Origin of the sequence: Enterococcus viikkiensis, from assembly GCF_005405345.1 — a bacterium.
GTDB classification, from domain to species: domain Bacteria; phylum Bacillota; class Bacilli; order Lactobacillales; family Enterococcaceae; genus Enterococcus_A; species Enterococcus_A viikkiensis.
The window spans coordinates 1-17694 of sequence record NZ_BJDW01000011.1 but is presented as its reverse complement, the minus strand read 5'-3'; the positions used below and the strand labels follow the sequence as shown (position 1 = coordinate 17694).

The window sequence follows — 17694 nt, the reverse complement described above, 5'->3', positions numbered from 1 at the left end:
ATCGTAAATCTCGTCACTAACCATTGGTTTTCCCAATCCAAAATTTATAATAGGAGGCGATAGTCAATGGAAAGGGATTTAACAATGAGAATTTTACTGTGTGAAGATGAAGATAAAATGCGGGAGTTATTGCGTAAGTTTTTTGAAAAAGCGGGCTATTTCGTCACTGAAGCTCGAGATGGCGAAGAGGCGCTGGAGGCTTTTTATACTGAAAAATTTGATCTAGTAGTGCTGGACTGGATGATGCCAAAGTTCAGCGGAATCGAAGTGGCTCGGCAAATGAAACGAGAGCGTGCCGTCAAGATTTTGATGCTTACTGCAAAAAATTTACCGGAAGATGAAGTACAAGCTTTGGTGACAGGTGTCGATGATTATTTAGCCAAGCCGTTTCATGCGAAAGTTCTGCTAGCGCGAGCGGCAAAATTACTAGGGGTGATCCAGCAAGATCTTAGCCAGCCGTTAGTTTTTATCCCTAATGAACCACGCGTCTTATTAAATAGCGTGGCTCTAAGCTTGACTAAAAGAGAATATGAACTGCTGTACTATCTTTATCAAAATCAAGGCTTGGCGTTGACCCGTGAAAAGATTCTTCTCTCTGTCTGGGGGGCCGATAACGAAAATGATGAAAGAACGGTCGATAGTTTTATCCGTATCTTGCGAGACAAGATCGGCAAAGCTTATATTCAAACTGTCTACGGCACGGGGTATCGTTTTGAAATTCCGCAAAAATAGCTTAACTGGCTCCTTTATCCGAAGGACGGGAATCATTTTTATTCTGCTGGTTTTGTTTGTGGCACTTTTTTATCGCTGGATCTTTCCGACTTATTATTATTGGAAAATGGAACAACCAGTCAAAGCAACCCAAAAATTAATTCAGCAAGGTAGTCCTCATTATCCAAAAGATGTGGTGGTACTCACTGTTGACGATCAAACAACCAGCTCCGAAGAATTGACAGATGAGCTTTCTTTTCGCTTGACCCGCGCAGGCATCTCACTCAATCGTTTCTGGGTCGATCAGTCAACACTTAAACAAGCACAGGCTGGTCGCACAGTCCAGCGGTTGTACAATCAGACTAAACAGAAAAGTGATTTTTATACGATTTTTCTTACTCATGGAGATCACTTGTATTTAATCGGTACGAGTATTCCTGATTTTAAGGCCGCGATCCACACGCTGCTGCCGATCTTAATCGTTGCAACACTGATCTTTTTGATTTTGTTGTTTGGTTTAGTTATTCTATTGGTGCGGAATCAGATCATCAAGCCTATCACACGTTTGGAACAGGCAACCAGGCAAATATCGGCTTTGGATTTCACTGATTCTGACATCCAAGAAGAAAATGAGCTTAGCAGCTTAAGCCAGTCTATCAGTCAGATGAAAGATTCGGTGCAACAACACGAGCTGGAGTTATTAGAACGAAATGATCGCTTGAAGGCTTTTTCAGCCAATCTTGCTCACGAGCTAAAAACCCCCTTGTCCATTATTCAGTTGCTCGTTGATGGGGAAGAAATGGGACTGGAGAATCCTGCTTTTTTAGCTGATATCAATCAGCAACTGACCGATATAAATTCGTTGGTCGCAAATATTTTAGCCTATAGCCGACAGTTAAAAGCAGAGCTGACCTTTGAACCGATTGCTATTCAAGAACTTATAGCTAAGGAATTGCAGCAGCAACGGATCATTGATCCGAAATTTCAGGTTGATTCGGCAATAGAGCCCTGCTTCCTTCAGACAAATGAACCGATGCTGCGGATGATTGTCTTGAATTTAGTGACGAATGGGGTGAAATATAGCTTGGATCAACATATGCGTATTACTGGAGAAAAAAAACACCAGTATTACCAGCTAATTTTTGAAAATCAGGCATCAGAAATGTCGAAAAAACAGCTTGATCAGTTAACTCATCCTTTCGTTGTCGGCGAATCTTCGCGAAACAATCAGTTGTCAGGCACTGGCTTAGGACTTTCTATTGTGGAACAAAGTCTCCAACTCTTAGGTGGAAAGCTGACTTTGCAAGCTACTGATGGATGCTTTCGAGTGGTGATTAATCTACCTAATTAAGAAAAAACAGTACCTATTCAAGTGCTGTTTTTTATTTTGCACAAGTTTTGCATCATTTTTCGATATTCTTTGTTTCATGGAGGCGAAATAGATGAATAACAAGAAAAAACGAACAGTCATTATTGTCAGCTTGGCAATGGCGTTACTGCTATCGGGTAGCGCGCTGGCTATAGTGGCTATCCAAAATCACCTGCAGATTTATCGAACAGATTTTAAAATCAAACAGGAACAGAAAGGGGAAGGTGTATGATCAAGAAAATTATGATTGGCGTGTTTTTACTGCTGTCGGCTGTTCCACTGTACGCCTTTAAGATCGAACCAAATTTGGCGATCGTTCACCGCTTGCAGTTGGGGGAATCCTCGCAACCACAAGAATTAACGGTGCTACAATTATCAGATATTCAAGTTTCTGATAGTTACGCTACAAATCGTTTAGACAAGGTGATCCGTAAAGTCAATGACGAAAAACCAGATATGATTGTTTTCACTGGCGATCTTTTTGATAATTACGCTAAGTACCAACACGAACAAGAAATCATCGACAAGCTTAAAGCCATGAAGGCCACCATTGGGAAATTTGCGGTTTGGGGCAACCACGATTATGGAGGCGGCGCTGCGACTGTTTATGAACGAGTCATGAACGCTGCGAACTTTGAGGTATTGAAAAATACAGGGGAGACGATCACACTGAACAACGGCAAAAGAGTCTTTATCGGTGGTCTGGATGATTCGCTGTTAGGAAATCCCTCGGTAACGGAAACATTGGCGTACAGGGGAAAATATAATTATTCAATTCTTTTGACTCACGAACCAGATGTAGCCGATAAATTTATCGGAACCAATACTCAATTGGTTTTAGCTGGACACAGCCATGGGGGCCAAGTCCGCTTACCCTTTTATCAAGTAAAAAATGTACTGGCTGAAAAATATGTTCGTGGATTATATGAATTAAGGGATCAGACAAAATTGTACGTCAATACCGGTTTAGGTACCACTTCAATTCATGCTCGTTTTTGTGTGCCGCCGGAAATTTCTGTCTTTCAGTTGCGTTTCTAATGAGGGTCTGAATAGGAAGCCCATCAAGTATTCTGGTCATTTTCTGTGCCAAACGAGGTGGAAGGATTGATAAAAGAGGGCGGTGGCAATGAAGAAATTCGATTACAGTGAAATAAAAAACGATCAGGCCGTCACAGATTGCTGAATTTATTACTGAAGATTCTGAGTATAAAAAAACGTGAGCCATTTGTTACAAAAAAATACAGGTGCTTTAAAAAGATTATTAAGAGATACGTTTTTAAGGAAGCAGAATTTTATAAAATCCCAGTCTCGTTTAATGAAGACGGAAGCTAAAGGATAAAATAAATGGTCCTCGGATCAGTATTCCAATTCTAAATCAAAAATAGGCATAAGCTACCTTAACGGATTTTTTTGAATGAAAGGGTAAAAAGCCTATCACTGCTCCTTTTTATTGCTTACTTCCAAACATTCTTGCTAAAGTAGTGCTTTTGGACCAAGAGCCTAATCCATTAAAATAAATGTTCTCCAATTCATTCCATTTATTTTGCGAATCGTCATCTAGTTTCAGTCCGTTTAATCCAATTTCTATATTTATTTTTTGAAGTAAATCATGCAATAAAGCTTTAAATTGCAACCCATGAGTCTTTGGGGCAGAAAGTTCGGTGATGGCAGACTTTAAAATAGAATAGCCTTCAGTAACAGTAGCGTTTTTAGCTAAATTTTCTTCAATTCCTTGAAGTAACAGTAGGACTTTTTCTTCATTAGCATTTTCCATTTTATTCACTCCTTCTTCTAATCGTAATTTGGACTATCGTTCAATGAGCGGGGGAAAAATCCGCAACCCTTTGTATGATACCAATGCTATCGTTTACTGATAATGCCAATTTTCTAAATTGGAACGAACGCTTCAATAGGTTTTTGTACTCTATTCCAGAGTATACCAGCCCCGTTCTCGTTCCAAATTTCTTTTACCTAAGTATACTTCTTTATCGTGAGGGCTTAAACAAATAAAACACTCAGCTTTCAGTGGAAATCCGCTGATAATTGCCTGTTTTTAAAGAATGAAGAAAAGAGTAGTGGATTTGATTTTTTAATTTGAACCGAAAAGAACAAGACAATCACCCATCGACTCCTATCTAGGAAAATAAGTAGTGATAAAAGCAGCCACGGCTTTCATCGTCGATATCTTCTGTGACCACTTCGAAAGGCCTTTCGGGTATCGTTTCGTCTTCGATTGTTGCGGGTTCTCCGATTTTAGTAAATCCTCATAGAGGCCTGGGATGAATGCATTAAAATAGCTTTTTTAGTCATTCGCATCTTTTGACTCGTTTGAGAGCCAATACACCTAGATCTACTTCTTTCATGAGCCGATAGCTATCTTTTTCCAATCAATCTACGCTACAATGAAAGCGTAACGAACAAATTAGGAGGGATTATTTATGAAGGTTATTGTTTTAGGATCTTCACACGGCGGCTATGAAGCAGTCGAAGAACTACTGTTGACGCATCCTGATGCAAAAGTACAGTGGTATGAAAAAGGCGACTTTATCTCATTTATGGGTTGAGGCACGCAAATGTATCTTGAAGGAGTCGTGAAAAACGTGGATTCAATTCGTTACATGACTGCCGAAGGGATGGAAAAACGCGGGGTTCGCGTTTTTACTAACACTGAAATCACCAAAGTAATACCTGACAAACATGAAGTTGAAGTCTTAGATCACGTCACTGGGAAAACTCGAACTGAAACGTATGACAAATTGATTCTAAGTCCGGGAGCTAATCCATTCATCTTACCCGTTCCAGGCCATGATCTGGAAAACATTGAAACGATGCGTGGGCGCCAAGATACCGTTGACCTGAAAATGGATACGGTTAACCCAAATATCAAAAATGTCGTTGTTGTTGGTGGCGGGTATATCGGCATCGAAGCAGCAGAAGCCTTTGTGAAAGCCGGAAAAAATGTGACCGTGGTAGATGTCATCACTCGTCCATTAGGTGTGTATCTTGATGAAGAATTCACAGATATTTTGGATAAAGAAATGACCGACAATGGCATGAACTTGGCAATGGAAGAAAAAGTCGTGGAATTCGTCGGTGAAAATGGAAAAGTCAGCAAGGTTATAACAGATAAAGGTGAATATCCAGCCGAACTAGTTGTGATGTCTGCCGGCATCCGGCCCAATACCATGTGGTTAAAAGATGCGCTGGACTTACATCCAAATGGGCTGATCAAAACAGACGAATATATGCGTACAAGTGCAGCGGATGTCTTCGCAGTCGGAGACGCTACCTTGATCCAGTATAATCCGGGGCAAACAGCAGTCAATATTGCACTAGCGACCAACGCACGCCGGCAAGGACGTTATGCGGCGAAAAATCTAACGGAAGCCAATCATCCATTTCCTGGTGTCCAAGGCTCATCCGCTTTACGGGTGTTTGACTATAAATTTGCTTCCACCGGTTTAAACGATCAAATGGCCAGCCGTTTAGAAATCCAAACGAAGTCAGTTTTATTGGATCAAGAGACTTTGATGGATTTTGTTCCAGCGGATATGAAGACTCGGATGCTGTTTAAATTAGTTTATGACCCAGCGACGTTAGCTATTTTAGGGGCACAAATTATGTCAAAAACAGATTTAACAGCCAATATCAATGCGATTTCAATCGCGATTCAGACAAAATTTACCATTGAACAATTAGCTTATGCCGATTTCTTCTTCCAGCCAGAATTCGATACGCCTTGGAATTTACTTAATATGGCAGGGCTAAAGGCACTTCAACAAGAAAGTAAAGCATAGTGTTGCAGGTATTCTTTTAAATAGAAAGTTGAAAAGACCATTGAAATGATAAGGGATTATCGTTTCAATGGTCTTTTTTTTTATCTATTTACGTCCATAAATCATTGATCACCGAACGTTTTTCTTTTTTTACGATATGAGTATAGATTTCTGTTGCTGAAGTGCCACGCTGACCTAGGATTTCACTAACGGTTTTCAAATTTTTTGTCTTTCGAAAAGCCATTGTACCAACACTATGACGTAGCTTGTGGGGAGTCGTACGTTTCCCAAACGCGGTAGAGTACTTATCAATCATCTTTTCAATCGAGCCGCCTTCCATGCGTTTTGCGACATTCTTGTGTTTGGTTAAGAATAGCGCAGAAACGGAATCATCCGCGTTGTATAAACTTTCCCGCTGTTCTACATATTCTTGGAGATAGTCGATAAAAATGGGGGAGATCATCGCGTGATCCAAGGTATCGCCTTTTCGCTGGACTTGAACATAAAGGCCTTCATAGTTGAGGTCACTGAGATTAGTATTGACGAGTTCGGACAAACGGATCCCGGAACCCAGAAACAGCGCTAAGATTGCGGTGTCTCGAACCCGATTTTTTTCATACGCCGTCTTGGCTTGGCGAGAAGTCAGCGTGTTGCCATATCCACTATAAACGTATTCAACAAAATCAATCGCCTCAGAATCCAAATAAAGCATTTTTTCAATTTTATCTTTTCGGACTTCACCGGAAGCATCCACACCGCCGTTTTCAATATTAACCATGATATTTCTTCTTAGCATTGGACGAATAATATAGTCACCGATTTGTTCATCATATTCCTCAACTTCCTCATTTGCTAAATATTTAAAAAGAGAGCGCAGCGCTGTAATACTCCGCTGAACGGTCACTTTCAAACGGTGGGTATTGCGTTCATCTAAAGAAGCTTGGGACAGATCTCTTTCAGTTTTTCCTTCAAAGGTTCTTTTTGGTGATTGATTTAAAAAGGACTTGTACAAGACGATTTTATCCTTATTCAATCGTTCAAAATCAGCTAATCTAATGTCTGAAATACCTTTTGCGTGCACAATTCCCTCGGATAAAAGCCAGGTGAGGAAGCGGCGATATTCTTTTGAATACTCGTATAGCGTATTGGTAGAACGGGGGATCGCTTCTAAATAGAGCAAATATTTTTGCACGAAGTCCGGAAGTTTTTCAAATTCTTTTTCGTAACGTTCTCTTAATAGTTCACGGCTCATTCGATTCAGTCCTTTCATTTTTTAATAGGAGAGGGGAGCAACTCTCTACAAACAGTATAATTGGTATATACCTTTTTGTCAATTATAAAATAACGATTATTTATAAATTTGTAGAAGAAGGGGATAAACAATAAAATCAACTATTATTGAAAAATGGTTCTTTCCATAAAGCTTTAGCCAATATTCTATTATTTTAAAATAACGTTTATTAGAGAAAGAAGAGAATAACTGTAAAAAAAATTTATGCGTGCTAGTAGTTAAAAATTTCATGTTAAGTGCTTATAAAGTTGAAATTTCGGTATAAATCTCTACAACTTGATACGAATTTGTTGATATGATCGCTTTTAATCAAATGAATTCAGCGTGATCGAGCAAATTTAGCTTGAAAGAACCTTGTAGCAAACCATAGGATCAACCTATAAAACAGTTAAAAAGCCCGTGCTGTTTGGATTAAGTAACGCAAAAAAATCATGCTTTCGGGAAAATGTATATTGTTACGAAAACATGATTTCACGTTTTTAACTTTCCTAACTGCTTAATCAGTTGTCTACTAGTTCTACTAATCAGGCAGCTTTGTAAATTTCTTAGCAGCAACCACTATAGTTGTGTTTGAGTCATTCAGTGTTGATTGTCTAAGTAAATTAACGAGCTCTTTAGACATCTAATGATGCAAATGAAGAGCAACTAACTGGTTGAATCTATTTTAAAATGCTTCATTCGCTAGTTGCTATTAGTCATTATGCACCTAAAGATTTTTCTCAACTAACTGCAACTTATTTTTTTTGTGCTCAACTACGTTTGACTAAAACTACGGATTGCTGACGTTCTGTAGCACGTTGGAATCCGACTCCTTTATGGTTTAAGAAAAACTAACATTATTCTAAAACCTTAAACAAACACCTTCCAGTCAGAAAGCGTTCGTATTTTAGGACGGCACTTCATTCTGTCCCAGCAATCAATAGATTCTCTCTTTTACAAAAACCGAAAAAATTTATTTTTCGATCGTTCGTTAAATGACTCGCTTTTTCATTAAATAATCGGTAAAATTATGGTAATAACTTCATTTTATTTAAAAGGAGAGCCGTATGAAAAAATTACTTAATTCTTCTACCTACCGTCGAATTGAATTTGTTGAATTCCTCGATCAGCTCCCCTCTTGGTGTGATGTCAAAGAAGCAGCCAAACACGCGGACTGCTCTGTGAAAACCTTATTATCTGACATTGATTTTATCAATGATTTTTGGGGCGATTTTATTTACATCGAATATTCAAAGTTTCAAGGCGTACGTTTAAATAATCTAACTTCAAATAAATTAGGGAATGTCTATGGGTTGATTTTTCATGAATCGTTGGAGTTTCAATTTGTCGAAAAAATGCTCTATGAAGCCCATCAAGATGCAGAATATTGGATCAATGAACTGTTTATCAGCGAGGCTTCTTTTTACAGAATGATCAATGCATTAGAGGAATTTTTGGAACGTCGAGGCTTAAAGTTAGAACGAGCACCTTTTCGAATTACTGCAAAAGATGAACGATGGGTTCGTTTTTTTTATCAAGAATATTTTACAGAAGCCTATGGTGTCAACCAGTGGCCCTTTACTGTAGACCATGAAGCCGCCACCTGCTTTATTATGCGGACATCAACTGATTTTGATGTGTCCCTCGACGATCGCGAGATTCAGGAGTCTGCTTATCTGCTTTTGGTTACGCTGAATCGAATGCAGCAAGGCTTTTATTTGCCGGATAAGATTTATCAAGAGGAATACGACACGATTGAAAAAGTCCTAGAGTATAGTCGCCCCTTCGCAGAACATTTGTTAGACGAAATGCCCTTCACTCTACCTAAAAAATGGTATAAGGAGATCAGCCATACTGTTTTTCATGAATTCTATAACTGGGACAACCCGCAACAAAGCGTGCGAATGGATGCGAAGATTAATACTTTTTTAGACAACGTGTCTGAGTCGATCGATTTCCCATTAATGGAGGAAGATCGCCGGAAAATCGTTCAGGAGATGATGTCATGGTATGTAGAATACAATTTCTATCCCTATCAGCAGAATCTGCTGTTTGATAAGTATCAGAAGTTCGCGCGCGAAATACAGCTAGTCTACCCTATTTTCTCTAGTATCGTAAAAAGTCATTTAGAGGATATTGAGAAAAAGAATCAGAAGCTTTGGACGGATATTCGGCTAAACAATGTTTTCTTTCTACTAATGAAGGAATGGGCTCATCTGCCGATCCACTTGGAGCATTTACGACGCAAGGTTTCAATTCTGATTGTTAGCGATTTGGGGCGCAAGCATGCGGAAATGTTAAAAGACTTTTTAAGTACGAATTACCACGGACGAGTTACTCTTTCAATTTACAATGAGTCGGTTATTTCTTTAAGCGCTGAAGACTTTACTGATTTTACTCAATACGATATCGTTCTTAGTAATAACCCCATCAACGGCTATGAAAACGAAAATTGCTTGATTGTAAACAACTTCTTTTCGGCCTCCGATCGTGAAAACCTATGGAACTTCATAGTAGTGACGCAGAAAAGGGCTGCCCAAATACAATTAACCAAATTGGGTAATATCAAATCAAAATCGGCAAAAGAAATTTATTATTCCTAACTATCCGCGCAACAATAACTTTAATGAGCTAAGGCATCGATGCTTAGCTCTTTTTTGTGCAAAAAATGCTAAGCCAAAAGAGGCCTAGCATGGTTTAATTAAGCATTTGCAAAAACTATCAAGTTGTAATCAGCATTGATACAGGTTTGCAAGGTAATTCGTTCACCACCGTCAGTACCAGTAATTTGATTCCAATAATCCTTACCGGCGGATGTATACCCACTATCGTCAACTGTGACGATTTGTGTGACATGATAGTGGGTAATAACACCTGTCACGTCAGTTACACTGATGGTTGCACCTGGGTTTAGTGAAAAGAGTACCTTAAAAATACCGGGATTATGACCAATGAAATGCGTGTTGGCATTGTCCTGGCCTGATTGAGTGGGAACACCGCCCCAAGTTGCTCCCTCATTTGGGTTTGCGTCAATGATTGCTTGCCCATTTTCCTGACCTGCATTCGTATAAGAGATGAATTGTCCGTTTATTTTTAACTGCATAACTTGTTGTGTTTCCGTTGCTTGAGTTGCTGCTACTGGTTCTTCTACTGTCTGGGTTGTTGTTGAAGCAGTAGATTCTTCAGTGATAGTTTTTGCTTGAGTTGATCCAATGTGTAAGCTGGTAGATTCTGATGAAGTTGTTTTATCCTGGACAGCCTGCCTTTTTTAGTTTCATGATACTCGCTACTTTTCGAAATTGTTTGTTGCCCTTTTGCTTGGCTGGTTTCTCCTTTCTTACTTTGCTCTGAGTAACCGAAGACCGAAGCTCCGTTAGATGCTAGAAACAAAGTGACAACCACCATCAATTTAAAAAAAGTCCCCATTCGTGTTCCCCCTTAAGTAGGTCTACTTTCTCTTTCATTTATAGAATAAGGGGAAAACTAGTGTTTAAGTAGAAACTGCTCGTTAAATAACTAATAGTATCTATTTTTGAATAAGGAAAGTCTAAAATAAGGGGTAGCGACTTTTTATCATAACTTTCCTTTAGCTAAACAATTCTGTGTGAGCAAATAATTTGTGGAAACAATCTAATAGAATCTGGATACTTTTAATTAGTTGAAATCAAATTATCTTCATCGATACCTATTTTGTGGTTCGAAAAAAATCCCGAATAAGCGACTCAAATAAAGTTTTTAAATGGTTTTTTAAAAGCTCCTAAGCGTTAACATCTTCTGACAGATTAAGAATTTATCTGCCTTTTGATGGTACATTTTCATCTAATTTAAAACCAAAGAGTCATTATAAAGTTTTTTATTAACTATTTAAAAAGACTTTTATGAGACTTCAATCTTCTAGACGATTTCAAGCAGCTTGCGGAACTCTTTTGGAGCCAAAATTTCTTTGGACAATCATTTAATTCTTCCAGATTTACCATTAATATAGTACGCGTTTCCCACTGATTGAAAGTTAGCTGCTTTTCCAAATGACTCTGATCTACTAAACTTCTGTACGATACTAATGGGGAATCAACTGGTTGGTGATAATTTCATTTTTTGAAGCTTATAAATTGTGGGTGATACATCACCGAGTACAGCTACATGAAGAACGGGCTTTTTCATACAGTCGTCTTGAGAAAAGCACTTAAGCAGTAGTGCTCTAGCTGCTGGGAAGTAGAAATGCACTAATTTCGTATGCGATATTTTTAGTTCGCTAGTTAGTGCTAATCTAAGTACAAAAAAAAAACTCCCCTAGCATTTAACTAGCGAAGTTTCCTTTTCCCTATGGTCTATAAGATTCCTTTATCGATTTGTTGCAGTTTTCGATAGTGGTTATTGGTTTTTCTTAGTTCATTAGGACTGCCTTGCATCGTTAATTTGCCATCTTCAATAAAAATAACTTGGTCCATTTCATCAATTCCTTGCAAGTGATGGGTAATCCAAATGATCGTTTTATCTTGTAGTTGATTGAAGAAGGTATCGATCAATGCTTGCTCTGTCACTGGATCGAGGCCAACCGTTGGCTCATCTAATAAAATAATTGGCACTTCTTGTAATAGAATCCGTGCCAAGGCCATCCGTTGCCGCTCACCACCAGAAAACCGCAGACCGGCTTCATCTACCATCGTTTCTAGTCTTTCTGGTAGTCTCTCAACCAATTCTTTCAAACCGACCCGCTGAAGTACTTGCCAGACTTCCTCTTCCGTCGCCGTTTCCCGACCGATTCGTAAATTATTGATGATCGTTGTGTGAAAAAGATACGGCGTTTGGTGAATGACGCCAAGGTAATTACTAATATCATCTTGAAAGCGATAGGTCTCAACACCGTTTAGAGTAATTTTTCCTTTCGTTGTCCGTAAATCACCACGAATCAAATTGGCTAATGTGCTTTTCCCCGACCCGCTACGGCCAAGGATCGCGATTTTTTCACCGGGTTTAAGGGTCAAATCAATCCCGGCTAAAACTTCTTTGGGACTATCAGGATAATAGTAAGAAACATTTTCTATCGTCAAGGTTTTTGGACCTTCAAGAGTAGGCGCTTCGCCTTGCTCTTTTTCAACCTTTGGCAACTGATTCAAGTTAACAATGGAATCTTGATAACTATTTGTTTCTTGAGCAGCCGCTGGTAATGGTGCAAAGGCATCGATTAATGGAAAGACTGACAAAACAAAAGCAGCAATCCAGTTTGCAGCTCCACCGTGATTGCCAGGAAATTGCTGACTTGTCCAAAGAATTAATGCCAGTGTAATCACGCCAAACATTAATTGCAATAGAAAATTGCGTTTTCGTTGAAAGCTTTGCAATTTACGATTGATTCCTCGTAAGGCTTCTTCAGATTCTTCGTGGTGGTTCACATAATCCTGCCCTCGTTGACTAAAGATCCAATCGGACACGCCTAAAACATTATCCGTCAAATCACTATACAACTGATTTTTCATTTGCTTCTGTTGTTCTTGGCGAGCACCATTAACTAAGACAGACCACAAGGGCAACAAGAATACAACTACACCTAAAAGCAGCAGCATTCCTAAAGCAAAAAATGGTGAGAAATAACCGATGCCGAGAATGATCAAACCATACAATAACCAAGCGATGATCGTAGGAAAAATCGTTCGTAAATACAAATTTTGGATATGATTGATATCTTCCGATAGCAACCCTAGAATATCCCCCGTCCGGTGTTTTTGTTTAAAGAAAATGGCATCTTGCTCTAACGAATCATAAAGCTTCACCCGCAGATTCGAGGTCATCTTCAAAACCCAGTTATGACTGACTAAGCGTTCTACATAGCGAAAGACCGGTCGACCGATCCCAAAGGCCCGTGTCAAAACAATAGGAATATAAATCAACAAAATATTTTCTGGTAAAGATGCCGCTCGACTGATCAAATAGCCTGAATTAAACATTAACGCACCCGCACAGAAAAAGGTAATGACTCCTAACGTCAGAGCTAAGATTAAGGATTTTCTGTATTGCTTGAAAAAAGGCTTGACCCATTCGTCATGTTTTAATGCTGTAAATAATCCGATTCGGTTCATTCCTTTTCACCTCGCAATGCCTGACTTAATTTTGTAAAGGCACCATTTTTTTGTTTCAATTCTTCTAACGTTCCTTGCTCGACTAATTGGCCGTGATCCATCACTAATAAATAATCCATCTCAGCCAACCAATGGAGACGATGGGTTGCGAAGAAAACCAAACGATTTTCCATCAACGGCAACATTCGTTCCTTCAACTCAACCTCTGTCTCAATATCTAAATGAGCAGTCGGTTCGTCGAATAACAAAATTTTCCGCTCTTGATCAAGAAACGCCCGTGCCAAAGCAATTCGCTGTGCTTGCCCGCCGCTTAATGTTCGAGCGCCTTCTCCCAATATTGTCTCCAACCCCTCTGGTAATTCCGCTAACAGTTCCCTCAACCCCGTCACCGCCACAGCCTGCAAGATTTCTTCCTCGCTAGCATCAGGATGATAAAAGGCGATATTTTCTCGCACAGAGCGCTGGAAAATATAGGGATTTTGCGGAATATAAATCAATTGTTCCTGCCACTTCGGTTGATCAAACGCTCTCAAAGGCTGATCATCAAGCTGAATTTGGCTTTCATCCGGTCGTAAAAATCCGCTAAGTAAATTAATCAACGTGGATTTTCCTGACCCACTCATGCCAATTACACCGATTTTTTGATAGCCTTTTACATTAAAATCTACCGCTGCACCTAATTTCCCCTCATAATGATGAGTCAGATGGACCGCTAGTTGGCTATCGGCAGACCAGGTTGCTAAGTCTAACACTTCATCTTGTGTTTCTTCTAAATCTAAAATCTGTTGGACATCATCCATTGCATTTTTTCCATCCAAAGTGGCATGATAATCGCTAGAAAAATCACGAATCGGTAAAAAATATTCTGGTGCTAAGATCAAAACAGTCAGCGCTGGGAATAAAAAGATCGTTTCGTTGATTAAACGCAGACCTAACAACACCGCCACTACCGCCACAGAAAGGGTAGTAAAGAAATCCAAAGCAAATGTGGAAAGGATCGCAACCTTCAGCGTACTCATCGTCGCTTTGCGGAAACGTTCACTGGTGGTGAAGATACTTTTGCTATATTGTTTGCTGATACCAAAGAATTTCAACGTATCAATGCCCCGCAAGGAATCAATAAAGTGATTCGACAACAATTGAAAACTTTTGTATTGTTTATCAGCTTTACTTTGGGCAGCATAGCCCAAGATGATCATAAAAATAATAATCAAAGGAAAAACAACGAGCAGTACAACCCCCGACTTCCAATCTAAGACAAATACTGCGACCAATAAAATCCACGGAATGATCATCATGTTCAACATCTTCGGTAAAATCAAATGGAGGTATTCCTCTACTTGATTGATTCCATCTAAAGTCGTCGTGACCAGACTGCCCGTTCCTTGTTTTTGAACAACTTGTGGTCCTAGCCGAAAAATCTTTTGCAGTAGTTGACTACGTAATGTTTTTGCTTGCTGATAGGCATATTCTTCTAATACGCGTTCCCGTAAATAGGTCATTAAATGACGCAAGGCAAAAGAAATAAAAAACAGCGCCATCCACGCCACTTGTCCTTCCAGCTTGGCACCGTTCCATAAATGGGTAATGGTAAGTGCTAAACCGAATGCCTGCCCAATTATAAAGATTGCTTGCAGGACAGCAGATCCTGCAAGCAATCCAAGAATTTTTTTGATCCCGGGAAGTTGTAATAACTTCTTGTCGATCATTGTTCAACCCCCACGGCATGCGGGTGTTTAATCCGTTTACGGAAGATGTAATAGGTCCAAGCCGTATAAGCCAAAACAAATGGTAAGATCGTCAATGAAATATAAGACATGATCTTCAAAGTATAAGGACTTGAAGAAGCATTCTCGATCAATAAATCATTTCCTGGAATTGAACTAATTAAAACCCGTGGAAATAAACCACTGAATAATAATGCTACTAAAGCGATCAAGGTGAAACCACTAGCGATCAGTGCGATAAGCTCTTTGTCTCTAAAGACTGACACATTGGCAATCACCGTCAAGAGAACGATTAGTGCCAACAAGGCCAACGTCACCGCAAAATTATTCTGGAAGAAATCCGTTTTGAAATACATTAAAATTGCGAAGATGACTAGGCCCACGTACAATACGCCATATAAAAACTTCGCGTAGTTTTTTGCCCGATAACGAATGGGGCCTTCCGTCCGCAAAGCGATATAGTTCAACCCATGCAAGTAACACAACAAAGTCAACGCTACGCCTCCGACAATCGAGTATAAATTAATGTAGTCTGTAAAAGTTGCCATCATATTGTGGTCCGCATCCAATGGCATCCCTTGAACCATGCTAATAAATAGCACCCCAAAGAAAAATGGTACGATAAAACTACCTATGGCCAAAGTCCAATTCCACAATTGTTTGCGTTCTTTTGGCATATGACTACGGAACTCAAAAGAAACCCCGCGGATAATCAACCCAAACAAAATAATGAACAGAATCAAATAGAAACCACTGAACAATGAAGCATACCAATAAGGGAATGAAGCAAACATCGCTCCGCCGGCGGTTAATAGCCAGACTTCATTTCCGTCCCAAACCGGTCCGATCGTTTCGACGATCTGATCCCGCTCCCCTTCATCATGAGCCAAAGTACGAACAGACATCCCCACACCAAAGTCAAAGCCTTCAAAAAAGAAGAAGCCGGAAAATAGAACACCAATTAAGACAAACCATAATAATTGTAGATTACTCATGAGTGAATGCCTCCTTATCAAAAGGATCGACAGATTTTAGATCCATATTTTTCCCTTCGTCTAACTCTGGTCCTTTGTTTAACTCGCGCTTCACTAAATAAATCATTGTAATAGCCAGACCTGAGAACAACAAGAAGTAAATCGTATTTGAAATTAATAAAGAAGTCACCGAAACGTTTGGTGAAACACTGTCTTCGATGGTGAACAAGCCATAGACTGTCCACGGATAGCGACCCAATTCAGTCACTAGCCAACCGGCAGTATTTGCTATGAAAGGCGCGAAAGTACAAAGTCCCACTACCCGCAGCATCCAACGTTTTTCATACAAGATCGGATTCTTTTTACGTGTAAAGAATAAGCCAAGAATCGCTACTAACAGCATTAGCATGCCAAAACCGGCCATGATCCGAAAATTCCAAAACAAGACATTTACTGGTGGATAATAATTGCGATCGCCATATTTTTTGACTAGCTCTTTATTGATGGTATCCATCCCTTTGATTGAACCAGATGGTTTATTATAAGACAGGATACTTAACATATAGGGAATTTGAACACCGAAGACTTGTTTATGCTCCCGCTCATTGTCCCAAGCAATCAAGGTCCAGGCAGCCGGGTCACCGGTATCCTCATAAGTTCCTTCCATTGCCGCAAACTTCATTGGCTGGCCTTCAATCAAGGCCTTCATTTGGGCATCCCCTGCACCTAAGACCATAACCGAACCAAATAACGTGATCACTAAACCGATGCGCATCGATTTCTTGAAAAACTCACGCATTTTTGGTTCTTTCCGTTTTAACAATTGGAAAGCCGCAAGTCCTGCTGCGATCATCCCACCCATTGTAATGGCCGCTGCGATAACATGACCGAATTCATACCAAACTTTTGGATTAGCAATCACCGCCGCAAAGTCGGTCATTTCTGCTCGACCGTTCCGAAGTACGTAACCTACCGGATGTTGCATGAAGCTGTTGGCGGCTAAGATCCAGAAAGCCGATAACATTGATGCGATCGTTACTAACCAAATAAAAACAAGATGCAGTCCTGGTTTTACTCGATCCCATGTAAAAATCCAGAGTCCTAAGAAAGTCGACTCCATAAAGAAGGCCAATAAAGCCTCCACAGCTAATGGTGCGCCAAAAATATCCCCTACAAAACGAGAATAATCTGACCAGTTCATCCCAAATTGAAACTCTTGGATGATTCCGGTCACGACGCCCACCGCAAAACTTAATAGAAAAATATTGCCCCAAAATTTCGCCATTTGACGGTATTTTTCATTTTTCGTTTTAACATATAATGTTTCCATAATGGCAACAACCAAGACCATTCCGATTGAGAATGGCACAAAGAAAAAGTGAAAAACCGTTGTCATGGCAAACTGAAAACGGGCCAACGTCACTATATCCATTTTAATTCCTCCCCTACTATTTGTGAATAACAAAACTAGAATAATTTCCGTTCTACAATAACTATAATCCTTATGAAATAAATTGCCAAATGTTCAGCTTAAATGCTTTTCATTTTTACTTGTTCAAAAATAACTAAATAACTAAATCATATCAAATTTCTCAGTATATTCACAAGCTACACCGCGGATACCTAAGCACTTTTCGCTATTTTTCAATAAATAAAATAATTTCTTCTTATTATTACCACAGTAAAAAAAATTGCTTAGAATAATTTTTTATCCTCGCCGATTGTAAAATTAAGCTAGACAACTAAAAAAGCCATTTGTGCTACACTCAAAATAGTTCTGACCAAAGAAT

The 17694-nt window shown here is 39.4% G+C and carries 14 protein-coding genes; 6 read left to right on the top strand and 8 right to left on the bottom strand.

Annotated features, from left to right (window positions below; all coding sequences use genetic code 11):
* The first annotated feature begins 66 nt into the window (after window positions 1-66).
* From FFM67_RS07250 to FFM67_RS07240, 4 genes are all read left to right on the top strand, one after another.
* Entirely contained in the window at window positions 67-732 is a 666-nt protein-coding gene (locus tag FFM67_RS07250) for a response regulator transcription factor (RefSeq protein ID WP_246042949.1), read from the top strand.
* Entirely contained in the window at window positions 713-2062 is a 1350-nt protein-coding gene (locus FFM67_RS07245) for a HAMP domain-containing sensor histidine kinase (protein ID WP_246042948.1), read from the top strand. The genes FFM67_RS07250 and FFM67_RS07245 overlap by 20 nt, the downstream gene beginning before the upstream one ends.
* 91 nt (window positions 2063-2153) lie before the next feature.
* Window positions 2154-2312 carry a hypothetical protein gene (locus FFM67_RS12255; RefSeq protein ID WP_170178005.1) on the top strand — a complete coding sequence of 53 codons (159 nt, stop codon included), beginning with the start codon at window positions 2154-2156 and terminating at the stop codon, window positions 2310-2312.
* Complete coding sequence (locus FFM67_RS07240) at window positions 2309-3118, top strand: metallophosphoesterase (RefSeq protein WP_137613909.1); 810 nt, start codon at window positions 2309-2311, stop codon at window positions 3116-3118. Before FFM67_RS12255 ends, FFM67_RS07240 begins: the two co-directional genes overlap by 4 nt.
* 409 nt (window positions 3119-3527) lie before the next feature.
* On the opposite strand, the gene FFM67_RS07235 is transcribed toward FFM67_RS07240, so the two are convergent.
* A complete protein-coding gene (locus tag FFM67_RS07235) occupies window positions 3528-3854 on the bottom strand; it encodes a hypothetical protein (RefSeq protein ID WP_137613908.1) in 327 nt (108 codons plus the stop codon).
* A 664-nt stretch (window positions 3855-4518) separates the two neighbouring features.
* Here FFM67_RS07235 and FFM67_RS07225 point away from each other — a divergent pair.
* Window positions 4519-5877: an FAD-dependent oxidoreductase gene (locus FFM67_RS07225; RefSeq protein ID WP_246042947.1), complete on the top strand. Its 1359-nt coding sequence runs from the start codon at window positions 4519-4521 to the stop codon at window positions 5875-5877.
* An 88-nt stretch (window positions 5878-5965) separates the two neighbouring features.
* Here FFM67_RS07225 and xerS read toward each other — a convergent pair whose 3' ends face one another.
* On the bottom strand, window positions 5966-7108 hold the full coding sequence (gene xerS, locus FFM67_RS07220; RefSeq protein WP_137613905.1) for a tyrosine recombinase XerS: 1143 nt from the start codon (window positions 7106-7108) through the stop codon (window positions 5966-5968).
* A gap of 1085 nt (window positions 7109-8193) precedes the next feature.
* Between xerS and FFM67_RS07215 the strand changes: the two genes are divergently transcribed.
* Window positions 8194-9729 carry an AcpB/EbpR/MafR family transcriptional regulator gene (locus FFM67_RS07215; RefSeq protein WP_137613904.1) on the top strand — a complete coding sequence of 512 codons (1536 nt, stop codon included), beginning with the start codon at window positions 8194-8196 and terminating at the stop codon, window positions 9727-9729.
* A 98-nt stretch (window positions 9730-9827) separates the two neighbouring features.
* On the opposite strand, the gene FFM67_RS07210 is transcribed toward FFM67_RS07215, so the two are convergent.
* The 6 genes from FFM67_RS07210 to FFM67_RS07185 all read right to left on the bottom strand — a co-directional run bounded on the left by FFM67_RS07210 (window position 9828) and on the right by FFM67_RS07185 (window position 17336).
* On the bottom strand, window positions 9828-10229 hold the full coding sequence (locus FFM67_RS07210; protein WP_137613903.1) for a class F sortase: 402 nt from the start codon (window positions 10227-10229) through the stop codon (window positions 9828-9830).
* Window positions 10230-10273: 44 nt separating this feature from the next.
* Window positions 10274-10552 (bottom strand): hypothetical protein, encoded by a 279-nt coding sequence (locus FFM67_RS07205; protein WP_137613902.1) that lies wholly within the window; start codon window positions 10550-10552, stop codon window positions 10274-10276.
* Window positions 10553-11454: 902 nt separating this feature from the next.
* On the bottom strand, window positions 11455-13203 hold the full coding sequence (gene cydC, locus FFM67_RS07200) for a thiol reductant ABC exporter subunit CydC (protein WP_137613901.1): 1749 nt from the start codon (window positions 13201-13203) through the stop codon (window positions 11455-11457).
* On the bottom strand, window positions 13200-14912 hold the full coding sequence (gene cydD / locus FFM67_RS07195) for a thiol reductant ABC exporter subunit CydD (protein ID WP_137613900.1): 1713 nt from the start codon (window positions 14910-14912) through the stop codon (window positions 13200-13202). The genes cydC and cydD overlap by 4 nt, the downstream gene beginning before the upstream one ends.
* Window positions 14909-15925 carry a cytochrome d ubiquinol oxidase subunit II gene (gene cydB / locus FFM67_RS07190; protein ID WP_137613899.1) on the bottom strand — a complete coding sequence of 339 codons (1017 nt, stop codon included), beginning with the start codon at window positions 15923-15925 and terminating at the stop codon, window positions 14909-14911. Before cydB ends, cydD begins: the two co-directional genes overlap by 4 nt.
* The gene (locus FFM67_RS07185) at window positions 15918-17336 is read right to left on the bottom strand and encodes a cytochrome ubiquinol oxidase subunit I (RefSeq protein ID WP_137613898.1); all 1419 of its coding nucleotides are present in this window, start codon (window positions 17334-17336) and stop codon (window positions 15918-15920) included. The genes cydB and FFM67_RS07185 overlap by 8 nt, the downstream gene beginning before the upstream one ends.
* Window positions 17337-17694 lie beyond the last annotated feature (358 nt).